The organism is Nonomuraea sp. NPDC049419 (assembly GCF_040676995.1).
Taxonomy (GTDB): Bacteria; Actinomycetota; Actinomycetes; order Streptosporangiales; family Streptosporangiaceae; genus Nonomuraea; species Nonomuraea salmonea.
The window spans coordinates 181,084-203,332 of the sequence record NZ_JBFAQB010000018.1; the positions used below are offsets into that span (position 1 = coordinate 181,084).

Here is a 22,249-nt window from a genome sequence, read left to right on the forward strand (position 1 = left end):
TGGCGCGGACGCCCGAACGGGTGGCGCGGATGATGGCCGTCGGATAATCGCCGGATAATGCATCGGATAAACCCTGGACAATGGTGTTGGTGCAGCTCATCGCATTGACAGCAATTTATCGTGCCTCGGGGATGTCTTGCTGGAGTGCGTTTTATGGTGACAAAGTCGGCGGCGTCCGAGCTTCATCGGGAAAGAGGAGAAGAAATGCGAAGAGTTTCGAAGCTGGGAGCTGTCGGCGCGGCGCTCGCGGTCGCTCTGTGCGTGGCGCCGGCCGCCGCGACGGCGGCGACGGTGCAGGCGGCGCCCGCGCCCCAGGCCTGCGCCACGCCGAGCGCAGGCTGGGTGCATTTCTACGAGAGCTCCGGCTGCGGCGGCGCGGTCGAGCGCTACACCGTCTGCGAATGGATCACCTTCGGCTACCTGTACAACCGGGTGAGCTCGTACTGGGACCGGCAGACCGGCGGCGCCTACGCCAGGGTGTACGACTCCAACGGGAGCCTGGCCTTCCGCACGCACCCCAACACCGGCGTCCGTGACCTGGCGACCTGGGAGAACGATCGGAGCGCGACGGCCAGGATCTGCTAGTGACCGCGCGCGCCGGGACCCGTCCCGAGCGGGTCCCGGCGCGGGCTTCGGAACCCTCCCGAGGAGGTCCTCGTCATGGCCCGCACCGGGCTCCTCATCCTCGTCGCGCTGCTCGCCGCCGGCTGCGCGGGAAACGTGCGCGAACCCGCGCCGGTCGATCTCGGCCGCGTGCGTTATCCGCTGGACGCCTACGACCTCACCGATGCCGAGCTGGAGACCACCATCCGGGCCAGATACCTGCTCACCGGCCGGTGCGCCGCGAAGTTCGGCGCCGTGCTCCCCGCCCTGCCCCAGGGCCCCCGGCGGGTGCCGTACCTGGACCGCTACGGCCTGTACGACGAGGCCACGGCCAGGAAATGGGGATACCGCCTCAGCGTCCCCGGCATCGTGGCCCCTCCGTGGGAGGGCATGATCGACGTCGAGTCCCACGCGTACCTCGTCGTCAACGGCACGGACGCCCGGGGACGTCCCGCCGGCATCGACGGCCTGCCCGCCGGAGGCTGCAGGGCGGCCGCGAACCGCGTGCTGGAACGCGGCACGTCCCCGGACACCGGGAACCCGGTTCCCCGGCTCGACAGGCAGGGCTGGGAGATCGCGCAGCGGCACCCGTCGGTGCTCAAGGCGGCCGACGCATGGAAGAGCTGCATGGCGCACGCCGGGTACCGCTTCGAGGACCCGGTCAAGGCGCCGTACGTCCACTGGAGCAGGGCCAGGAACGGGGACCCGCACCCGACGGCGGCGGAACGCCGCGCCGCGCTCGACGACATCAGGTGCAAGAACGCGTCGAGATTCGTCCGCGCCTCGGTGGACGCCGAGCTGGCGACACAGCGCACACTCGCCGCCCGCCACCTCGACCGGCTCGAACGCCACCGCCGCAGGCTCGATCGGATCGTGCGGAACGCCGCGGACGTCCTGGGGGCCGGTCAGGGGCAGGGCGACCGGAAGTCCACGTCGGGGAAGTAGCGCCGCCACTCGGCGTGGGTGAGGCGCGGATGCGCGCGGTCGCAGATCGCGGCGGCGGCGCGGCCCGGGTCGACGTCCCACAGCCGCACGGTGCGGTCGGCGCCGGCGGAGGCGAGGGCGGAGCCGCGCGCCGCCGCCGCGACCGCGTGCACGCGATCGGTGTGGCCGCTCAGTACGGCGGTGGGACCGGAACGCGGGGCTGCGGGGTCCCACAGGCGGATCATGCCGTCGGCGCCGGCGGTGGCCAGGACGCGCCCCTCGGCGGCGAACGCCACGGCGTACATGGTGCCCGCCTCCAAGGCCAGGGTCGCCAGGCGTCTCGGGCGGAGGAGGTCCCACAGGATCGCGGTGCCGTCGAAACCGGCGGTGGCCAGGGTGCGGCCGTCGGGGGAGAGCGCCACGGCGTTGACGCCGTCGGTGTGGCCGGTCAGTTTCGCCTGCTCGGTGGGGCGGCGCGGGTCGGTGACGTCCCAGAGCCGTACCGAGCGGTCCCAGCCGCTGCTGGCCAGCAGGCGGCCGTCCGAACGGAAGACAACCGCGTTGACGCCGTCGGTGTGGCCGATGAGTTCCGCCAGTTCGGCAGGATGGCGCGGGTCGGTGACGTCCCAGAGCCGCACCACCGCGTCCGAGCCGGCGGTGGCCAGCACGCGGCCGTCCGGGCGGAAGGCCACCGCGTTGGCGTGCCCGGCATCGACGGTCAGCTTCGTCAGCGGCTCGGGATGGCGCGGGTCGGTGAGGTCCCACAGCCGTACGGTGCCGTCGAAGGCGGCGCTGGCCAGCAGGCGGCCGTCGGAACGGAAGGCCAGACCGTTGACGTGCCCGGTGTGTCCCGTCAGGGGGTTCATCAGCGGGCCTGTGCCGTCCGCGGCTTGCAGCCGGACGGTGTGATCGCTGCCGCCGCTGGCCAGCAGGCGGCCGTCCGGGCTGAACGCCACGGCGCTGACGAGATCGCGGTGCCCGGTCAGCGGCACGGTGGCGAGGTCCCACAACCGGACGGTGTGGTCGTCCCCGCTGGTCGCCAGGACGCGCCCGTCGGGGCTGAAGGCCGCGGACACCGCCGCGCCCGAGTGGCCGGAGAGCGTGGCCGAGCGCCACGGGCGGCGCCGGTCGGACAGGTCCCACAGCCGTACGTCGTAGTCCAGCCCAGCGGTGGCCAGCAGGCGGCCGCCGGCGCCGAACGCCACGGATCGCACCGAGTCGCGGTGCCCGGTCATGGTCGCCAGGTGCCTGGTCCGCAGGCCGGCCACGTCCCACAGCCGGGCGGTGCGGTCCGCGCTGGAGGTGGCGAGGGTACGCCCGTCGGGGGAGAAGGCCAGTCCGCCGACGGGCGCGGTGTGCCCGGTCGGAACGGCGGCGCCCGCGACGGCGCGCCCGTCCGCGTCCAGCCGCCACAGCCGCAGCGTGCGATCCCAGCCGACGGCGCCCAGCGTGCGCCCGTCGCGGCTGAAGGCGACGCGCACCACCGTGTCACGGGAGCCGGTCAGGACGGCCGCGGGCTCGGGGTTCCACGGGCGGGCCACGTCCCACACGCGTACGGTCCTGTCGGTGCTCGCGCTGGCCATCAGCCGCCCGCCAGGGCTGAACGCGACGCCGTTGACGTCGCCGGTGTGCCCGCCGAGCACCGCCGCCGCGCGTGGCCTGCGCGGGTCGGCGACGTCCCACAGCCGGACGGTGTCGTCCCAGCCGGCGCTGGCGATGGTGCGGCCGTCCGGGCTCGCCGCGACCGCGTTGACGACGTCGGTGTGCCCGGTCAGCGTCGCCGGCCGGCGCGGCTGGTGCGGGTCGGCGACGTCCCAGAGCCGTACCGTGCGGTCCCGGCCCGAGGTGGCCAGCAGCCCGCCGCCTGGGACGTAGGCCACGGAGGTGACATTGTCCTCGTGCCCGGTCAGCCGGGTGGCGTGCGGGCCAGGCAGGGCACTGAGCAGGCCGCCGCGCGTGCCGGTGGTCGGGGCCAGGCGGAAGGCCGCCAGGCTGAGCTGGGCGGCCAGGGCGGGGTCGCGGCCCCGCAGCCCGGCGGCCTGCTCGGCGACCTGCTCGGCGACGGCGACGTTGCGCTGGCGGGTGGCCGCGCGCTGCTCCCGTACGGCCAGCGCGGTCGTGCAGAGCGCCAGCACCAGGAGGACCGCCATCGCCGCGACCGACTGGCGGGCCCGCCTGCTGCGCCGCCTGCTCGCGGCCACGCTGGCCTCCAGGAAGCCGCGCTCCACCGCGTTGAGCCGCGTGGCGCGATGCTCGACCATGCGGCGGGCCAGGGCGAGCCGGGTGCCCCCGTACAGGGCGTCCTTGTCGCGGCCGAGCCGTTCCCACGCGGTGGCGGCCTCGGTCAGCTGCCGGTGGACGCGCAGGGCCTCGCGGTCCTCGTCCAGCCAGCGGCGCAGCCGTGGCCAGGCGGAGATGACGGCCTCGTGGGCGACCTCGACGGTGTCGTCCTGCACGACGACCAGCCGGGCCCTGGCGAGCTCGTCGAGCAGGCGCTCCACGTCGGCGCCGTGCCCCCATCCGTGCAGCTCGGCCAGGGACATGCGGCGGCGGGTGTCCTCGGTGTCGTCCCCCAGCGCGGTCAGGCGGACGAACAGGTCGCGCAGGAGCAGCTGGCCGGCCGGGTCGCTGCGGACGTAGACCTCCTCCGCGGTCTGGGCGATCGCGCCGCGCAGGCCGCCGACGGCGCGGTAGTCGGCCAGGCGCAGGGTCGTCCCCGTCCTGCGGTGCCAGGTCTGCCGCAGGCAGTGCGCCAGCATGGGCAGGGCTCCCGGCTGGTCGGCGGCCTCGGCGAGCAGGGTGGCGACCAGGTCGCCGTCCGGCTTGACCCCCGCGAGCCCGGCGGGCCGGGTGATCATGGCGTGGAGGTCCGCCGGGCTCGGCGGTCCCAGCGGGATCTGTGTCCCCTCCCGCAGGGCGGTGACCAGCCGCGGGTGGCGCGAGCAGTGCGGGTAGAAGTCGGCCCGTACGGTGATCAGGACGCGGACGTCGCCCGCGATGCCGGCGACGGTGTTCAGGAACGACTCCCGTTCGCCGGGATCGGCGCACAGCGTGAAGATCTCCTCGAACTGGTCGATCGCCACCACCAGCCGGGACTCCTGATCGTCGCCGGTTTCGGCGAGAGCGGTTTCCAGGGCGGCCGCCGGCCGGTCACCCGGCGTCAGCAGGCAGTGCCGCCACCCGGGGCCCAGCGACGGCAGCACCCCCGCCCGCAGCAGGGACGACTTGCCGCTGCCCGAGGCTCCGAACACCGCGAGGATCCCCCGCGCGTCCGGCCGGCGCAGCTCCTCGCGGATGTGGTCGGCCAGGTGCTGGCGGCCGAAGAACACGGGCGCGTCCTGCTCGGTGAACGGGGCGAGCCCGGGGTAGGGGCACGGCCCGGCGGTGTACCTGCCCTGCCCGGCGGCGGCATCGGCGGCGGCCTGCCACCGTACCCGCCACTCCTCCTCGTCGCCGCCGCACGCCGCCACATACGCCAGCGTGACCTCCAGTGACGGCAGCCGGTCGCCCTTGGCGGCCGCCGCCAGCGTGCTGGCCGCGTAGTGCGCCTTCCTGCCCAGCACCTGGTAGCTGGGGGTGCCGGCCTCCTCCCGTAGCTGCCGTAATTGCCCGGCGAAGCGGGCGACGGGTCCCGAGTCCGGATCCACCGGGCGTTCCGGCCGGCCCGCCCTGTTCCTGCCACGTCCGGTCATGTCGTCCCCCGCTTCCCGGTGTCCGCCCGCACTCCATCGTGATCAGTGACCGGTCGGCGTCAACCCGCCAGGGACATCCCTGAGCCGTGCCGTGATGCTGCAGGACCACTTCGCTCACCGAGCGTGAAGCGAGGGGATCAGCGCGGCGATGGCGTCGAGGATGCGGTCGCGTCCTTGCCGGAAGCGTTCCTCGGGGGAGAGGTGGGCGGTGCGGGAGTCGAGGGTCGATCGAGATCGACGCCATGCCCAGGGCGATCGACTACGCCATGTCCAAGGCCGCGCTCGACGTCATGACCGTCGCCCTGGCCAAGCAGCTCGGGTCACGGGGGATCACGGTCAACCTCGTGGCGCCCGGCGTCATCGACACGGACATGCATGAGGGGCGGCTGGTCGGCCCGGCGCTGGCCTGGCTGATGTCCCAGACGCCCCTGGGCCGGCTGGGCACGCCGGAGGACGTGGCCGGCGCTGTCGTCTTCCTGGCCTGCGACGACAGCGCCTACGTCACCGGCCACCGGCTCGACGCCTCGGGCGGGACGACCACGTAGTCCTAACTTACTTTGTAAAGGCGCCGGGCTGATGCAACACCTACCCTCACACATGCACGGGCTTCGCCCGTACGTCCTTCGACGACAAATCCGGATCATGGGCTCGCCGTTGGCCTCGGTGAGGCGGGAAGCGATCATTCTCCATCATCACGGTCAACCGACCAGCAGCGTGGCGATTGCTGGGCCGAAGGCGGCACCGAGCAGGTAGGCCAGGTTGAACAGGCCCATCGCTGCGGGGCGCGCCGCCTCTGGCACGGCGGCGCCTGTGCGCGCGGCGAACGCTCCCTGCCCGGAGGCGGCCGCGATCGAGGTGAGCCCCTGGGCGAAGAGCAGGGCGAGGGGAGCTGCTCCTGATGCGGCGCCGGCCGGCAGCGCCGTGGCGGCCACCAGGCCCGCCAGTGCGACGCCTGTTACGGCGAGCGTGGGGAAGAGCGTGGCGAGGACGCTGAACGGGACTCTCGCGCTCACTGTGATCAATCCGTAGGACGCGAGCCCGCCGAACAGCAGCGGCCAGGTGATCGCCACTCCGACCTGGGCGCCGGTCCAGCCCGCGCCCTCCGTGAGGAGAGGCGGCAGGGCGTACATCATCCCGAAGTTCGCCACAGCCAGCAGGAAAGCCGCTGCGGCCGCGACGGGGAAGAGCGGGGACCGCAGTACCACGGCGGGCACGAACCCGTCCGGCCGCTTCCGTACCCACAGCGCCAACGCCACCCCGGCGGCCACCGCGACGGTGCCGGCCGCTTGCCACGCGTACGGGACGAACACCAGCGCGGTGACCAGTGCCGTCAGCAGTATCGCGCCGGATAGATCGAGCCGGGTCTGCCGTAGCGGCGTTTCGGGGCGTCTGCTCAGTACCGCGGGCACGGCGAGCACGCTGAGCACCGGCAGTGCCAGGGTGGCGCGCCAGTCCAGCAGGGTCGCGACCAGGTCACCGGCCAGTGGCGCGGTGGATCCGACCGTCGCCAGCGACGCGGTGACCAGGCCCATCGCCCGGGCCGAGGTGGTGAGGCTCATCGCGATCGTGGTCAGGCCGGCGGCGCCGAGTCCTTGCAGCGCGCTGCCGGCCACCAGCATGGGCAGCAACGGCACCGTCACGACGAGGATCGTGCCGAGCAGTATCAACGTGGTGCAGGTTGTCAGGGCGGTGCGGGTGCCGCGCCGGCTCTGCAGGCCCGCCATGAGCGGGGTGCCGACTGCGATGGCCCAGCCGTAGGCGGTGACGGTCCACGTCACCGCGGCGGTCGTCAGGCCCAGGTCGCGGGCGGCGTCGGGCAGGACCAGCGCTGGTCCGGCGATGCCGAAGGACATGGGTCCGGCGAGCAGCGCCAGCCAGCCGCTGGGTGCCTGCCCGCCTGGGCGCCGCTGCGCGACGCGCTCATCGCTAGGGGAGCGTGCGGTGAGCCGGCTGTGGGCGTCGGGCAGGAAGTCGCGCGTCATCGGGTGTCCGCTTCGGTGAGGGTCGGGTAGTCGGTGTAGCCGCGGTGGTCGCCGCCGTAGAAGGTGGCCGGGTCGGCTTCTGTGTACGGCCCGCCCGCCGCGATCCGGGCGGGCAGGTCGGGGTTGGCCAGCCAGAGCCTGCCGTAGGCGACGGCATCTGCGAGGCCTGAGCGCAGCGCCTCCATCCCGTCTTGCGGGGTGGCCGGGGCGTCGCCGTCCGTGGGGTGCGGGTTGAGGATCAGCGTGCCTGGCCACTCGGCGCGCAGCAGCTTGGTGACGCCGCGCGTGCCGTTCTCCGACACGTGAAGGTATGCCAGGCCCAGCGGTGCGAGGGCACGGGCCAGTTCGGTGTAGAGGGTTTCGGTGTCGCTTTCGGCCATGCCGTTGTAGGTGATACCGGGTGAGATCCTGATGCCGGTGCGAGCGGCTCCGATGGTGTCGCTGACCGCCATGGCGACCTCCACGGCGAAACGGATCCGCCGTTCCACCGAGCCGCCGTAGGCGTCGGTGCGCCGGTTGGTGTTGTCGGAGAGGAACTGGTGGATCAGGTAGCCGCTGGCTCCGTGCAGTTCTACCCCGTCGAATCCGGCGTGGATCGCGTGGCTGGCCGCCGTCGCGAAGTCGTCGCAGGTCCGGGCGATGTCCGCCATGGTCATCTCGCGGGGCGTGGGGTGGTCGAGCAGTCCGTCGGGGGTGTACAGCCGCTCTCCCGAGGCGATCGCCGAGGGAGCCATGGGCAGTTCTTCGCCGGGGTAGAGGGTGGGGTGACCGATGCGCCCGGAGTGCATCAGCTGGGCGAAGATCCGGCCGCCACGTCGGTGCACCTCCTCGGTGACGCGCTGCCAGGCGGCCGTCTGCTCGGGCGTGTGCAGGCCGGGGGTGTCAATGTAGCCCTGCCCCAGCGCGCACGGCTGGGTGCCTTCGGTGATGATGAGCCCTGCGGCGGCGCGCTGGCCGTAGTACTCCGCGGTCAGTTCGGTGACCAGTCCGCCGGGGGCGCGGTTGCGCGTCATGGGCGCCATGACGAGGCGGTTGGGCAGGGTCAGTTCACCCATGGTCATGGGTTCGAAGAAGGTGTCCATGATGGTGTGTCTCCGCGATGGTCGGTGCGTTAGTGCTGGTCCGACGGTATGAGCGAGCGTTTACGGGCCGAATCGGTAAGGTTTCGGTAGTTGCCTACGGAAGGTCGGGCGTACGTATATGCGGGCGGAGGCGTCGGTGCTGTACGGCAGGGCGAGCGAGCAGGCGGCGATCCGGGAGCTGATCGACGCCGCGCGTGCCGGCCGCAGTGGCGGCTTGGTCCTGCGCGGGGAGCCGGGCATCGGCAAATCCGCGCTGCTGGCCTGGGCTCGCCGGGAAGCCGCCCATGGCGAGCCGGTGCGGACGCTGGGCGTCACTGGTATTGAGGCGGAGGCCGACCTGGCGTTCGCTGGGCTGGTCCAGCTGGTGTGGCCGATGCAGGAACGCATCGAGGCGCTGCCTGCCCCGCAGGCCGCCACGTTGCGCGCGGTGCTGGGCGAGGAGGGGACGGTTGGGGGCGACAGGTTCCTGTCGGGGCTGGCCGTGCTCACTCTGCTGGCGGAGGCGGCCGAGGACGGACCGCTGCTCTGCCTGGTGGATGATGCGCAATGGCTGGATCGGGCGAGTGCCGACGCGTTGCTGTTCGCGGCCCGGCGGCTGACCGCCGAAGGGGTGGCGATGCTGTTTGCCACGCGTGAGGAGGGTTTTGCGGCGGCTGGGCTGCCGGAGCTGCGGCTGTCACGGCTGTCACCTCGGGATGCGGCGCTGCTGCTGGAGGAGCGCGGGCTCATGCCCCTCTTCCGCGATGAGGTGATCGCCGATTCGGCGGGCAATCCGCTCGCGCTGCTCGAGTTCGCCGCTGCGCGACGCCGCCATCCCTCCGCGGCCGGCCCGATGCCGGTGCCTGAGCGGGTGCTGGCGTCATTCCGCTCCCGGATCGGGCAGTTGCCGCGGCGTACCCGCCTGATGATGTTGACTGCCGCCGCCGAGGGGCGCGGGCACCTGCCGACGTTGCTGGGTGCCGCCGCCGCGCTTGGTGTCGGGGTGGAGGACCTGGAGGAGGCCGAGAAGGCCGGGCTGGTCGACGTCAGGGGTAACGTCATCACTTTCCGTCATCCCCTCATCGCCACCGCCGCCTACCAGGGCGCGCCCTTGGCGCGGCGGGTCACGGTCCATAGGGCGTTGGCGGAGACGGCCGTCGAGGAGGGTGCGCGTGCCCGGCACTTGGCCGCCGCGACCACCTCGCCTGACGAGGAGGTCGCCGCGCAGATCGCCCGCGCCGCCGAGCACGCTCGTGCCCGCGTCACGTACGCCGCTGCGGCGGGGCTGTATGAGCAGGCGGCGGGCCTGACCCCTGATCCGCGTACTCGGGCGGTGCGGCTGGGTGAGGCGGCGTCGCTGGCGTTGTCGGCCGGGCAGGCGGCGCAGGCCGCCTCGCTGGTCGACGAGGCCGAGCGCCTGGTGGACGACGGCGAGTCGCTGGCGCGGCTGGCGGGGGTGCGGGCTGTGGTGGAGTTCGAGCTGGGCGAGCCGCGGCTGGCGGCCCGCGTCCTGGTGGAACGCTCCGCGCATGCCGACCCGGACTCGGCGGTGGCGATGCTGCGTACGGCCGCCGGGTACGGATGGTTCAGTGGTGACCGGGAGTCGATTCGGGCGGCGGCGGCGCGGTTGCGTGACCTCGGCCGGGCCGATCCGATGGTGGTGGGGCTTGCTCATCTCGTGGAGGAGAACTACGCGCAAGGTCTGCCGCTGTTGGCGGGCTTCGTGGCCGGTGCGCCACGCGCCGTACCGGATCTTCTGAGCGGGGGCCGGCCCGCGATGCCGGTGCAGCTGGACGAACTCGCCACCCATGACATCACCATGTCGTGGGCGTCGTTCTGCGCCATGATTCTCGGTGCGGACGCGGCTGCCGCTGAGCTGGCTGAGGCGCAGGTGGCACGGTGTCGTCGGCACGGGCTGGTGGGTTCACTGCCGCAGGTGTTGCAGGACCTGGCCGGGGTGCAGGTGCTGACCGGGCGGCACCGCGACGCCGAGGCGTCTGTGGCGGAGGCGGTGCGCATCGCCCGCGACACCGGGCTGGAGCAGCGGTTGCCGCGGCTGAACGCCGTGCTGGCCAAGGTCGCCGCGATTCAGGGGGATGAGGAACGCTGTGTACAGCTCGCTGCTGTCGAGCCTGATACCGGCGGTGTGGCCGGCATCGCCGCGCTCAGCCTGCTCGATCTGGGGCTCGGCCGGTACGAAGCCGCTCTGCACCGGTTGGAGACGGCCACGCGGGGGCCGCTGCGGCACGCCGGGGGGCTCGTGGTGACTTGGTCGTACCAGGTGGAGGCGGCAGTGCGGTTGGGCGAGCCCGAGCGGGCCGCCGAGCCGCTGCGCCGGCTGGAGAAGTGGGCGCGTGCGGGTGAGCAGCCATGGGCGCAGGCGCTCGCCGCGCTCAGCCGGGCGCTGCTGACGAACGACGAGGACGACTACCTGCGGGCGCTCGCCGCGCACGAGCGCGCCGACCGCCCGTTCGAGCGGGCTCGGACTGAGGTGCTGTACGGCGAATGGCTGCGCCGTGCCAAGCGGCGTAGCGACGCGCGGGTCCCGCTGCGCTCGGCGCTGAAGACTTTCGAGCGGTTGCGAGCCGCTCCGTGGGTGGAACGTGCGCGCGCCGAGCTGAAGGCGACGGGGGAGTCATCCGTCATGGCCGAGCCCACGGCCGCCAATCCGCTGGACCGGCTCACCTCGCAGGAGCTTCAGGTGGTGCGGCTGGCCGCGGATGGCGGCACCAGCCGGGAGATCGCCGCCCAGTTGTTCCTCAGTCCTCGCACTGTGGAGCACCATCTCTATCGGGCGTTCCGCAAGCTCGGCATCCGCTCTCGCCGCGAGCTGGGCCACCTCGATCTGGGCTCCTCATGACCGCCGAGGACGCGGAGGCTTTGCGAGCGTCGTCGGTCAGTATTCCGTTTGTGCGTCACCGCAGCTCGCTGTCAGTATGAGGGTTCATGCGTCATCCTCTTGACATGCTGGACTGGCCGATTCGCACCGAGCGGCTGCTGTTGCGCCGGGCTTGCCCGGGTGATCTGGACGCGACCTGGGTCTTCCGGCAGCTGCCGGAGATTCATGAATGGGTCGTGGCCGCCACGGAGACCTATGACGGCTACCGTGAGCGTTTTCTTCGCGAGGAGCGGCTCGCGGATCTGCTCATCGTCGAACTGGACGGCCGGGTGATCGGCGACCTGACGCTGAAGGTCCAGGACGGCTGGGCTCAGGAAGAGGTTGCTGACCGGGCGGAAGGCGTTCAAGGAGAGCTCGGGTGGACGCTCGATCCCTCTTACGGCGGCAGGGGCTACGCGACCGAAGCGGTACGCGCCCTCATCGACATCTCCTTCAAGGGTCTTGGCCTGCGCCGTCTGCATGCGGACTGCTTCTACGACAACGAATCGTCGTGGCGGCTGATGGAGCGGGTCGGGATGCGCCGGGAGCAGCATACGGTGAGGGATTCACTTCATCGCACCAAGGGATGGCTGGACGGTCTTTCGTACGCGCTTCTGGCGGAGGAATGGCCCGCTCATGAGTGATCGGGCGGAGGTGCTTGGGAGCCCCCGCCGGGACGAAGATCACGCTGTCACTCATGCGGGCCGCCGCTCTCCTGCCGGCGCGGCTGGGGGCCAGGGAAGGCTTCCCGCTGGGGTTCGCGCCACCAGCCCATGGAGATGACCATGTCGACTGTCTTGTCCGGCGGCGGGATGTCCTTGATGTGGCCGCGGTGCGTCGGTCTACAGGCCCAGTCCGGACTCCAGGTGCGCCAGCGCCGTGTTGATCTCGGCGGGTCCGTCCATAGCGGGATCTTGTGCCCATTGGAGCCAGACCATGGCCACGACCCCGATGACAGCACCGATGGCGTTGCGTATCCGCGGGTCGTCCGCGGCGCATCCGGCTTTGTCCGCCACGATGTCGCCGACCTCGCGGATCAGGCCCGGACTCTTGCGCAGGTTGGCCACCAGTAGTTCGGGCACGGTAGCCGCGAACACCTCTCGTGCGTGTCCCGCGGCGATCTCTTCGGCGGACAGGGCGGCGAACGCCGAGCGGAATGCGCCGCGCAGCACGGTGACCGGTGGGCCCGGTGGCTGAGCGGCCAGGGCCTCGACGAGAGGCGGAAAGCGATCGAGTGCGACCAGGTGCTCCTTCGTCGGGAAGTAGCGGAAGAAGGTCGCGGGGGAGATCTCGGCGGCTGCGGCGATCTGCTCGACGGTGGTGGCGTTGTAGCCGCGCTCACGGAAGAGCCTGAACGCTTCGCGCAGGATCGCCTCCCGGGTCTTGGCTTTCTTGCGTTCGCGTAGCCCGCTGTCACTCATACGCCACATTTTATCGCCCTCGCAAATGATGGTTTACTCTCAAAAGCGAGTCAGCTTTCAAATTCTCCTCGGGTACGGAGGTGGCCCGTCATGGGCGACGACATCAACGGCCTGCATCACGTCGGGCACGTCGTGCAGGACATGAACCAGGCGATGGAGCGGTACCGCCGGCTCGGCTTCACCATGCCGGCGCCCGCCTATCCCGTCCTCCAGCGCGTCGCGGGAGGCCACGCCGAACCGTTCGGCGTGGCCAACACCCATGTGTATTTCCCCCGCAACTTCATCGAACTGGTAGCCGTCATCGACGGCCCCGGCCGCATGCCCGGCGACGCCCGCTCCATCCCGCTGCAGGTGCCTGACGACAAGCTGGCGGGGCTGATGGCGGCCATTCGCGCCACCGCCGCCAACATCACGTCCATGCTCCAGCGTTTCCAGGGCCTTCACATCATGATCGCCGACACGCCGGACATCGACAGCGTGGCCGCGCGGCTGACCGCCGCTGACGTCAGCCATGGTGGCGTGCACGCCATCCAGCGACCCGTCGAGACCAGCACCGGGACCAAGATGGAGCCCGCCCGCTACCTGGAGATCTCCCATCCCCATCTGCCTGCCGGGCGGGTGCCGGAAGGCAGGATCGGATTCGCCGAGAACGCTCCAGTCGAGGCACGGGAGGGCGAGCAGCACACCAACCATCCCAACGGCGCCACCGGGCTGGTCGAATGTGTGCTGTGCGTCGCCGACTCGGCGTTTCCCGAGCTTGAGCACCGCTACGGCACCTACTTCGGCCAGGCACGGGATGGCCAGGTGACGCGTTTCGACCGGGCGGACATCACGATCGTGGCAGCCTCGGCGCTCGCCGGCCTGCTGCCAGGTGAACGCCCGGCGGCCCTGCCGGCGTTCGTCGCCTACGCAGTGTCCGTACGCGACATCGCCGCCACCGAGCGGCTCCTGCGCGACAACGACATCCCCGTCACCCACACCGGTACCGGAGAGATGTTCGTGCCTTCCACCGCCGCCCTGGGCGCCGCGATCATCTTTCGCCAGGACCACTGAGGCGACCTCCGCACGGTGGAAGGCGAGGCGGGCGAGGACACCCGCATGGACCACCTGGGCGTCGAGGTCGAAGGCACCGCGCAGGTCACCGCCGCTACCCAGGGGTGCTGTCGCAGCGGCCGTCAACCAGCGAGGTCGGGGTTGGGGACGGGGGCCATGTTCGGCGGGCATGAGCGGTCAGGTGAACGTGCCAGGCGCCCCGTCGAGCTAGCGCTTGTTCAGGTAGGCCAGGACGGCGCGGACGCGGCGGTTGGTGTCTTCGTCGTCGACGATGCCGAGCTTGCCGAACATGGAGGTGGTGTACTTGCTGATGGCGCTGTCGCTGAGGAAAAGGCGGCGGCCGATGGCCTGGTTGGACAGTCCCTCGGCCATGAGAGCCAGCACGGCGTGCTCGCGTTCGGTGAGCCGCTCGAGCCCGCGGCTAGGGGAGCTGCTGGACAGCAGCTTGGCGATGACGGCCGGGTCCATGGCGGTCCCGCCGTCCGCGACCCGCTCCAGGGCGCCGATGAACTGGTCGGCGTCGAACACGCTGTCCTTCAGCAGGTAGCCGACGCCGCCGGATTCGTCGGCCAGGAGCTCCCGGGCGTACAGCTGCTCCACGTGCTGGGAGAGGATGAGGACCGGCAGTCCAGGCATCTCGGCACGGGCGGCCAGGGCCGCGCGCAGGCCCTCGTCGGACTGGTTCGGCGGCATGCGGACGTCGATGACGGAGACGTCCGGGCGCCATCTCCGTAGCGCCTCCAGCGTCTCGGGGCCCGTGGCCGCGGTGGCCACCACTTGATGCCCGTACGCCTGGATCAGGCGGACCATCCCCTCGCGCAGGAGGTAGAGGTCTTCGGCTACAACGAGTCGCATGGCAGTGTCATCCTCGCACGGGTCGGGCCGCCCGGTGGGCTGCTGATCTCCAGGGTGCCGTCGAAGACCGCAAGGCGTCGGCGCAGACCGGCGAGTCCGCCGTCGGCGCGCACATCGGCCCCGCCCCGCCCATCGTCCTCGACCTCGACGATGAGATCGGCGTCGTGCTGGGCGAGGGAGATCCGCGCCCGGGACGGCTGGGCGTGTTTGACCGCGTTGGTCAGCAGTTCGGCGACGCCGAAGTAGACGGCCGCCTCGATCGCGGGGTCCAGGCGCAGTCCGGCGTCGGCGCTGACGGCCACGTCGAGGGGGATGTCCATGGCCAGGGCGTGGACGGCGTCGACGAGCCCCCGCTCGTTCAACACCGGCGGGCTGATCCCCTTGACCAGTTCGCGAAGCTCGGCCAGCGAGGCGGCGGCACCGCCCCGTGCTTCCCGCATCAGCGCCTTGGCCTGGCCGGGGTTGGTCTCCATGAGTTTCTCGGCGGTCGCCAACGCGAGTCCGAGCGCGACCAGGCGGGCCTGCGCCCCGTCGTGCAGGTCCCGTTCGATCCGGCGGATCTCGGCGGCCTGCGCGACCGTTGCGTCGGCGCGCTGGGCGGTCAGTTCCTCCACCCGCTCGGTCATCGCCATCGCGCGCGACGGGCGCAGGAAGCGGGCGGCCACTGGTACGAGCAGCCGCCAGGCGTACGGGGCGGTGGCGATGGCCACGACCAAGCCGAGCACTGCGGCCAGGCGCGCGGTGAGCCCTGGCCGGCCAAGCCCGAGGACCGCCGCGACCGCCCCGGCCGGCGGAACGGCCGCTACCACGCCCGCGGCGAACGGCACGATCCCGGTGAACCGCAGGTCGCGCCAGACGGCGGGATCCTTCCACCGCACCCGCCATTTCTGGTCCAGGAGGGCGTCACGCCGGCTGCGCTCGTAGGAGAAGCCGTTCCACCAGTACCCGGTGGACATCCGCACCACCGGCCCGGCCTCCCGGTAGCCGGCGGGGATGAAGGTGCCCGTCCACCTCGCCACCAGCGAACGGACCAGCCGGCAGACCGGTCGGGACAGCCCGAGGGTGCCCACGCACACCAGCACGAACGGCCCCAGCCACGACCATGGGTTCGCTGCACCCCACCAGATGGCCCACGCCACGGCCGCGGCCCACACGGCCGGGGCCAGCATGGTGACGACCGCCACCACGCACGACCGCACGAACCCCACGCCGATGTGCCCCGCCCAGGTACCCAACTGCCGCATGCCTCTTCCTTCGCCTCTCCATTCGATGCTTCTACTGTGCACCGCGCGGAGCGCGCCACTGCCCTGACCGGCCAAGGAGTGGGTCTGGCCCCACCCACCCGTGCGCCTGGACCGATACCGCCTCGACCGACCGCTTCGTAGCGTCGCTGAGCATGGAATCCAACACACACGCCACGACCGGGGCGGCACTCCTCAGCACACCCCGCACCCGAGGGGCCTTCGGCACGGCGAAGAACAGCATCAAGGTGTACGGCGCACTCAGCGCCATCGCCCTGTTGGCAGTCATCGTGGTATCGAGCAGCGGTCATATGGTGAACACGTTCATGTGGGTCCGGGCAGCCCTGCTGCCGGTGGTGGCCGTGCTGATCTACTGGATGACGGTCTCCGCGTCCCGGGGATCTCGACGGGCCTTCGAGCGGGTGCGTGCTCTCGCCGTCATCATGCCGATAGCGATCATCGGCGTCGACCTGATCCCGGGGATTTGTCCGCTGTGGTACGCCGTGATGCAGGTCGTCTGCATGCTGCCCATCATCCGCGTCGCGTTCATCACCCGCAGCTCCGCACTGCGCGCCGCCTTCCCCAAGAGGCGCTGATCGGGCGTCGAGCGCGTTTCTCCACCCCCGGTGACGCCTCCCCACCTTCGGTGGCGCCGGCCGGTCCCACGTGAGACCGCGTCTGCCGGTCCGGGGCAGGATGCGGTGCCTTCTCGCAGATGGCCTGTGGATCCTGGGACGAGCGGTCACAGAGCTAGGGTGCTGGGACGACGGGCTTCTCGACAGGCGACGGGCTTCTCGACGGGCGTGGTGGAAACGGCGGACATGCGGTTGCATCCGGATCGGGGTGGAGGTTTTCCAAGCCTCCACCCCGATCCGCTGATGTTCGACGATATTCGCCGGTGGCCGGAGCGATCGAAGGCTTCCCTTTTTCGGTAAGTGACATTCCGTGACCGTGAAGGGGAATTGAGGATTATAACCGGCATCGGGCCTCCATTAAAGGGGTGATATGGGGTTTACATAAAGGCTTTCCGTTCGTAATATCCACTTCATGGGAGCGCTCCCAAAAGCCGATTCGGCGATGAGACCGCAGCTTAGAGACGACGTACGGTTCGTCGAATGCCCCGACGGCGCCTACGTTCACAGCGACTACGGTGCGTGCACGTTGCGCGGGCGGCAGGCCTACGCGTGGCTCACCCGGCTGGCCCCCGCGCTGACCGGTCACCACACCCTAGGCGAGCTCACCGCGAACCTGTCCGGCGACCGGAAGGCCATGGTCGAGCGGCTGGTGGGCCAGCTCGCCGAGTGGCGCTTCGTGGTGGACGCCCGGCAGGCCCGCGCCCATGGGCTGAGCGAGATGGAGCTGCGGGCGTACGCGGAGGAGGTCGCCTTCATCGGCTACGCGCTCGACTCGCCGCAGGAGCGCTTCGAGCGGATCCGGCGCGCGCGGCTGGCGCTGGTGGGTGCGGGGCCGCTGGCGGAGGCGCTGGCGGAGGCGTGCGTGGGGTCGGGCTGGCGGCACGTCACGGTGATCGCCCCCGGCCCTGAGCAGGACGGTGGCCGGGGCGGGCTTGAGCGGGTGCGGCGGGTCGCGGACGCCGCTCGCCGTGATCCTCTTCAGGAGATCCGTACGCTGCCCTTGCCCGGCGACATGCGGGCGATCGCCGGGAACGCCGACATCGTGCTCCAGGTGAGCGCGGACCTCGATGAGCTGGTGGCGGCGGCCCGAGCCTGCGAGGCGGCCGGGATCGTGCTGGGGCAGGCCCTGGTCCGCCCGGCGGAGGTCTGGGTCGGCCCGGTGGGGCGGCCCTCGGAGACCGCGGCCGAGTCGGGCTGGCACCGGCTCGCCGGCCTGCCCGCCGCGTCCCCGGCCCCGCCCGGCGAGGAATTGCTGACGGGGCCGGTGCCCACGGTGGTCGCCGCCATCGTGGCGCTGGCCTGCTTCAGCCGCGTCACGGGGCTCGACACGGGCTCGGAACGTGAGCTGATCCGGGTGGATTTGCGCACTCTCGACACACTTCCGCACCGCTTCCTGGCCCACCCCCGCGCCACCCGTACTCAAGGGGGCAGCTCCGATCCGGTCGAAGAGCTGGCGGAGGCGCTCGCCGCGGCTCCCGCGGCGGACAAGGCGGTGGGCGCTGTCGAGGTGGACGGGTTGCTCGCCCTTACCGCCGAGCTGGTCGACGCACGGCTGGGTGTGCTCGGGATGCTGGATGAGCAGGCGCTGGTGCAGTCGCCGGTGGCGGTGTGCCGGGCGGTGGTCTCCGATCCGTCCGGTGTGCTGCCCGGCTGGGCACCGGCGCGGGAGGTGTTCGGGTGGGGAGCCGATCAGCGGACGGCTCGGTTGCGCTGTCTGCTCGCGGCCCTGGCCGCGTACGGCGTGCTGGCTCTGCGCCCGGGCGAGGAGGTCCGGGGGGTGGCGCTGCCTGACGGTTCGCCCCGCGACGTGCGCTTCACCGGCCTCGGCACCCCACAGAGCGCGTCGCGGCCGCCGGTCGGGACCGGTGCCGGGTTGAGCTGGACGGAGGCGCTGGCGGCCGGTCTGCGGGCCCACTGCGAGGATCTCCTGCGCGAGCGCCTCTCGCATGGATCACCACCCGCTCGGACAGCAGCCCCGATCGGGCCGTCGCAGGACCCGGAGGTTGAGGCGTTGATGCGGCAGCTTGCCCTCGCGGGGGAGAGCCCGGACGTTCATGATCACAGCGCTGTGCTCGGTGTGCCCGCCGTCGCGCTCGCGGTTCCCGGTCAGGAGGTGCTGGTGTCCGTCGGTCCTACGCTCACCGATGCGATCCGGGACGGGCTGGAACGGCTGCTGCTGCGGTGGCAGTCCCAAGCGTCCGGGGCGCGGTTCAATCCCCTGTGGCCGCCGGGTGGTGATCCGGTGGAGGCCGTCAGGGTGATGGCCGGGGCGTTGCGGCGGATCGGGAAGGTGCCTGTTGCGGTGCCGTTGCACGGTGATCCTGAGGTGTCGCGGCGGTTGCCGTTCGTGGCTCGAGTCGTTCTGCTCGATGAGTGAGGCCGTCGTGCGGTCCGTCGCGGGGTCCGTCGCGGATCCCGATCTGGTGACCGTCCTTGGGGAGGGGCGGCTGCAAGGGGCGATCAGGCGGGCGCTCGCGGCCGAGCCGGCCGGGGCTGCGATCGTCGTGGCGAGCGATGCCGATGACGTGCGGCCGTATCCGGCGGTGGCGAGGCTGGCGGCGGAGCGGGGTGTGGCGTGGTTGCCGGTGCGGGTCGAGGCCGGGTGGGTGCTGGTGGGTCCGGCCGTGCGTCCGGGCCGGCCCGGTTGCCCGGCGTGTGTGGCGCGTCGGCGGGCGGGCAACCGTCCTGATGCGCCGGCCCGTGACGCCCTGCGCTCGAAGTGGGGCGCCGATCTTGGGTCCCGGGCGACGACGCTGCTCACGCCGCTGGTGTCGCGGACGGTCGCCGCGCTGGTCGCAGAGGAGGTTCGCCGGTTGCGGCGCGATCCTGGCTCCGCGCGTACGGCCGGCGCGCTGCTGAAAGTGCGGCTGACGAGCGGTGCGGTGCGGCGGCACGCGTTCCTGCCGGATCCGTTGTGCCCCGACTGCGGCATGCGGGCGGACGACGGGCCGCAGGCCGGACGGTACGTGCCGCGCCCGGCGCCCAAGCCGGACCCTGGGACGTTCAGGGTCGGGGAGATCGACGGGGCGGAGCTGGAGCGGTTGTTCGTGGACGCGGAGACGGGCATCGTGCAGGCGGTGGTGGCGCAGGAGCGCGGCGGCGGTCCGATGGCGGTGGCGCGGCTGAGCCCGTCGCGTACCGAGCACGAGAGCCATCACGGTTACGGCCGCAGCGACGACTTCGCCTCGGCGCGGGCGACCGCGATCGCGGAGGCGCTGGAGCGGATCGCGGGCATCCATCCGCGCAGCCGCCGGACCACCGTCCGGGCCGCGTACAGCGAGATCGCCGATCGGGCGCTCGATCCGCGTGCGCTGGGCTTGTATCCGGACGACTGGTACGACCAGCCGGGCTTCCTGTTCACCCGTTTCGATCCGGAGCGTGCGACGACGTGGGTGTGGGGGTACTCGTTCGGCCGGGACGCGCCGGTGCTGGTGCCGGAGAGCTACGCGTTCTTCGGTCCTCGCCCGAAGGACGACCTCGGTTTCGCCTACGAGTGCTCCAACGGCTGCGCCTTGGGCGGTCATCCGGCGGAGGCGGTGCTGTACGGGCTGCTGGAGGTGGCCGAGCGTGACGCGGCGCTGGCCACCTGGTACGCGCGGATGCCCGTCCCGCGCGTGGACCTCGGTTCGGCGGCGGACCGGCGCATCCCGATGCTCGCCCAGCGGGTCCGTGACCGGCTCGGCTACGACGTGCACGCGTTCGCGGCGCTGATGGAGCAGCGGGTGCCGGTGTTCTGGGTGATGGCGGTGGACGCGCTGGGTGGGCCGGGCCGTCCGTACGCGCTGTGCGGCTCCGCCTCGCACCTCGACCCGGAACGGGCGCTGCGCCGGGCGCTTGAGGACGTGAGCCCCATGCTGGCCGGCCATCTCGAACGTTACGACGCCGAGGCGTCGGCGCGGCTGGTGGCCGACTCCGACCAGGTGCGGCTGCTGGAGCACCATCCTCTCGCCTGCGCCCACCCGGACGCGGCGGGCAGGCTGGGTTTCCTGCCGCGCCACGGGCCCGCGCTGTCCTTGCCTGAGATCAGGGCCCGCGCCGCCTGGCCCCGCCACGACGACCTCTGCGCGGACGTGGCGGAGCTGGCGGGCCGTTACCTGGCGACCGGGCTGGACGTGATCGCCGTCGACATCACCTCGCCCGAGGCGCGGGCGGCCGGCATGTACGCGGCGAAGGTGATCGTGCCGGGGACGCTTTCCATGACGTTCGGTCACCGCTACCGGCGCGTCCACGGCCTGCCGCGCCTGCTCGCCCTGCCCAGGCTCCTCGGTCATCGGGACCGGGATCTGCGTCCCGACGAGCTGAACCCCTACCCGCACCCGTTCCCGTGACCGGTCACCGAGAGGAAGCCCGCGTGCACACGACGACGGCGCCTGGCGCGGCCACGAGCCGTTACCTGGCCGCCATGCGGAACCGGCGCCCGCTGGACATCGACTGGGCCGCCGCCCCGACCCGCCACAAGCGTTACCCGAGGGCTGAACGCGTGCCGCTCCCCTGGAACGCCGCACATCCGCTGGGTGAGCTGCTGCGGAACCTGCTCGGCCTGACCCGGATCGTCTGGTCCCACCACCTCGGTGACGGCGGCCGGCCTTTGGGGCGGCCGCCGATGCTGCTCGCGGGCCGGCCCGCCCCGTCGGGCGGGGGTCTCTATCCGGTCGAGGCGTACGTGGCCGCGGGGGAGCCGCACCTGCCCGCCGCGCTGTACCACTACGACCCGGTGCACCACATTCTTGAGCGCGTCCGGGGCGGCGACCACGTCCCTGCGCTGACCGGCCTGCTCGGCGGGGATGGCCGGGCGGATGTGGTGGTCGTGCTGTCGGCGGTGTTCTGGCGGTCGATGTTCAAGTACGGAGATTTCGGTTACCGGCTGGTCTGCCAGGAGACCGGGGTGCTGATCGCGCAGGCGCTGGCCGTGGCCGAGCGGCTGGGGCTGGCGGGCGGGGCGCATGTGCGGTTCGCGGACGGCGAGGTGGATCGGCTGCTCGGCCTCGACGGCGCCCGCGAAGCGACCCTGGCCGCCCTCACCCTGTCCCACGCGCCCACGAAGCACCCGCGGGCTGAGCCGCCGTCGCTCGATGAGCTGGTCTCGCGGCCGGCGGCGGACGAGAGCAGGCCCCTTCCCCGGCCCATGCCTGCCGGCGGGCTCGCCGCGGCCCTGCACCGGGCGTGCACGCTCGCAGCCCCTCACACGTCGGACCCGCCTGCCCCGCCTCGCCCGCCCGCGCGGGCGGCCCGCCCGGCCCCTGAGCCCGCACCCATGCCGCACGAGCCGGGCATGGAACGCCGCGCCTCACCCCTGGCCGGCTACCGCCCGGTCCCGCTCGCGGGCGGGGCGCTCGGCGCGGTGCTGCGGGCGGCCTGCGCCGGTTACCCGTCCGACCTGCCCGGCACCACCAAGGGACCGGCCGCCACGGCCCTGTGCCTGCTGCCGCTGCGGGTGGACGGCCTGCCACGCGCCGCCTACTGGTACGACCCGGCCGGCCACACCCTGCACGAGCCGCCCGCGACCATCCCGATCGACGCGGTGACCACCGGCCCGCTGCTGCCGAACACGCAGGTGGCGCTGCGCGGGGCGGCCGCCGTCCTGATCCCGGTGGGCGACCCGGTGGCGGGCGCGCCGGCGTTCGGTGACCGCTGGTACCGGATGCAGCAGATGGAGGCGGGCCTGATCGTCCAGCGGGCGGCGCTGGCCGCCACCGCGCTGGGCCTGGCGGCCCGCATCCACTCCGACGGCGCGAACGAGACCACCGACGAGGTGCTCGGTCTCGCGGCGAGCCCGTTGAGGAGCCTGTCGTTCCTGGCGATGGGCACCCCACCGACCGGCGGGCCCTTGGTGACCCGCCCGATCCACGGCCTCGTCAGCCAGGAGGTGATGCCACCCGACCGACAAGCGTGACCCCTTTCGAC

Annotated in this window: 16 protein-coding genes; 10 read left to right on the forward strand and 6 right to left on the reverse strand. The window is 72.1% G+C overall.

Annotated features, from left to right (window positions below; genetic code table 11):
• The first annotated feature begins 204 nt into the window (after positions 1 to 204).
• Both AB0K12_RS37630 and AB0K12_RS37635 read left to right on the forward strand, forming a co-directional pair.
• On the forward strand, positions 205 to 585 hold the full coding sequence (locus AB0K12_RS37630) for a hypothetical protein (protein WP_364572053.1): 381 nt from the start codon (positions 205 to 207) through the stop codon (positions 583 to 585).
• A gap of 75 nt (positions 586 to 660) precedes the next feature.
• The gene (locus AB0K12_RS37635) at positions 661 to 1,548 is read left to right on the forward strand and encodes a hypothetical protein (RefSeq protein WP_364572055.1); all 888 of its coding nucleotides are present in this window, start codon (positions 661 to 663) and stop codon (positions 1,546 to 1,548) included.
• Here the strand turns inward: AB0K12_RS37635 and AB0K12_RS37640 are convergent.
• Positions 1,509 to 5,219 carry a WD40 repeat domain-containing protein gene (locus AB0K12_RS37640; protein ID WP_364572057.1) on the reverse strand — a complete coding sequence of 1,237 codons (3,711 nt, stop codon included), beginning with the start codon at positions 5,217 to 5,219 and terminating at the stop codon, positions 1,509 to 1,511. The two genes, AB0K12_RS37635 and AB0K12_RS37640, sit on opposite strands and share 40 nt — an antisense overlap.
• Positions 5,220 to 5,461: 242 nt before the next feature.
• On the opposite strand from AB0K12_RS37640, the gene AB0K12_RS37645 reads away from it, so the two are divergent.
• The gene (locus tag AB0K12_RS37645; RefSeq protein WP_364572059.1) at positions 5,462 to 5,764 is read left to right on the forward strand and encodes an SDR family oxidoreductase; all 303 of its coding nucleotides are present in this window, start codon (positions 5,462 to 5,464) and stop codon (positions 5,762 to 5,764) included.
• A gap of 153 nt (positions 5,765 to 5,917) precedes the next feature.
• Here the strand turns inward: AB0K12_RS37645 and AB0K12_RS37650 are convergent, their stop codons facing one another.
• Both AB0K12_RS37650 and AB0K12_RS37655 read right to left on the reverse strand, forming a co-directional pair.
• Positions 5,918 to 7,201: an MFS transporter gene (locus AB0K12_RS37650; protein ID WP_364572061.1), complete on the reverse strand. Its 1,284-nt coding sequence runs from the start codon at positions 7,199 to 7,201 to the stop codon at positions 5,918 to 5,920.
• A complete protein-coding gene (locus AB0K12_RS37655) occupies positions 7,198 to 8,283 on the reverse strand; it encodes an alkene reductase (RefSeq protein ID WP_364572063.1) in 1,086 nt (361 codons plus the stop codon). Before AB0K12_RS37655 ends, AB0K12_RS37650 begins: the two co-directional genes overlap by 4 nt.
• A gap of 136 nt (positions 8,284 to 8,419) precedes the next feature.
• On the opposite strand from AB0K12_RS37655, the gene AB0K12_RS37660 reads away from it, so the two are divergent.
• Positions 8,420 to 11,122, forward strand: a complete 2,703-nt coding sequence (locus tag AB0K12_RS37660; protein ID WP_364572065.1) for an AAA family ATPase — start codon at positions 8,420 to 8,422, stop codon at positions 11,120 to 11,122.
• Between the two features lie 104 nt (positions 11,123 to 11,226).
• Positions 11,227 to 11,784, forward strand: a complete 558-nt coding sequence (locus AB0K12_RS37665; RefSeq protein ID WP_364572067.1) for a GNAT family N-acetyltransferase — start codon at positions 11,227 to 11,229, stop codon at positions 11,782 to 11,784.
• Positions 11,785 to 11,982: 198 nt separating this feature from the next.
• Here the strand turns inward: AB0K12_RS37665 and AB0K12_RS37670 are convergent, their stop codons facing one another.
• Positions 11,983 to 12,561 carry a TetR family transcriptional regulator gene (locus tag AB0K12_RS37670; RefSeq protein ID WP_364572069.1) on the reverse strand — a complete coding sequence of 193 codons (579 nt, stop codon included), beginning with the start codon at positions 12,559 to 12,561 and terminating at the stop codon, positions 11,983 to 11,985.
• A gap of 90 nt (positions 12,562 to 12,651) precedes the next feature.
• Between AB0K12_RS37670 and AB0K12_RS37675 the strand changes: the two genes are divergently transcribed.
• Positions 12,652 to 13,614, forward strand: coding sequence for a VOC family protein (locus AB0K12_RS37675; protein ID WP_364572071.1), 963 nt, complete (start codon positions 12,652 to 12,654; stop codon positions 13,612 to 13,614).
• Positions 13,615 to 13,821: 207 nt separating this feature from the next.
• On the opposite strand, the gene AB0K12_RS37680 is transcribed toward AB0K12_RS37675, so the two are convergent.
• Positions 13,822 to 14,469, reverse strand: coding sequence for a response regulator transcription factor (locus AB0K12_RS37680; protein ID WP_364572073.1), 648 nt, complete (start codon positions 14,467 to 14,469; stop codon positions 13,822 to 13,824).
• Positions 14,454 to 15,713: a sensor histidine kinase gene (locus tag AB0K12_RS37685; protein ID WP_364572075.1), complete on the reverse strand. Its 1,260-nt coding sequence runs from the start codon at positions 15,711 to 15,713 to the stop codon at positions 14,454 to 14,456. Before AB0K12_RS37685 ends, AB0K12_RS37680 begins: the two co-directional genes overlap by 16 nt.
• Before the next feature lie 152 nt (positions 15,714 to 15,865).
• Between AB0K12_RS37685 and AB0K12_RS37690 the strand changes: the two genes are divergently transcribed.
• The 4 genes from AB0K12_RS37690 (at position 15,866) to AB0K12_RS37705 (ending at position 22,238) form a co-directional block, all read left to right on the forward strand.
• On the forward strand, positions 15,866 to 16,306 hold the full coding sequence (locus AB0K12_RS37690) for a hypothetical protein (protein ID WP_364572077.1): 441 nt from the start codon (positions 15,866 to 15,868) through the stop codon (positions 16,304 to 16,306).
• 481 nt (positions 16,307 to 16,787) lie between these two features.
• Positions 16,788 to 18,722: a hypothetical protein gene (locus AB0K12_RS37695; protein WP_364572079.1), complete on the forward strand. Its 1,935-nt coding sequence runs from the start codon at positions 16,788 to 16,790 to the stop codon at positions 18,720 to 18,722.
• Positions 18,723 to 18,768: 46 nt separating this feature from the next.
• Positions 18,769 to 20,673, forward strand: a complete 1,905-nt coding sequence (locus AB0K12_RS37700; RefSeq protein WP_364572081.1) for a TOMM precursor leader peptide-binding protein — start codon at positions 18,769 to 18,771, stop codon at positions 20,671 to 20,673.
• A gap of 23 nt (positions 20,674 to 20,696) precedes the next feature.
• Entirely contained in the window at positions 20,697 to 22,238 is a 1,542-nt protein-coding gene (locus AB0K12_RS37705) for a SagB family peptide dehydrogenase (protein ID WP_364572083.1), read from the forward strand.
• Positions 22,239 to 22,249 lie beyond the last annotated feature (11 nt).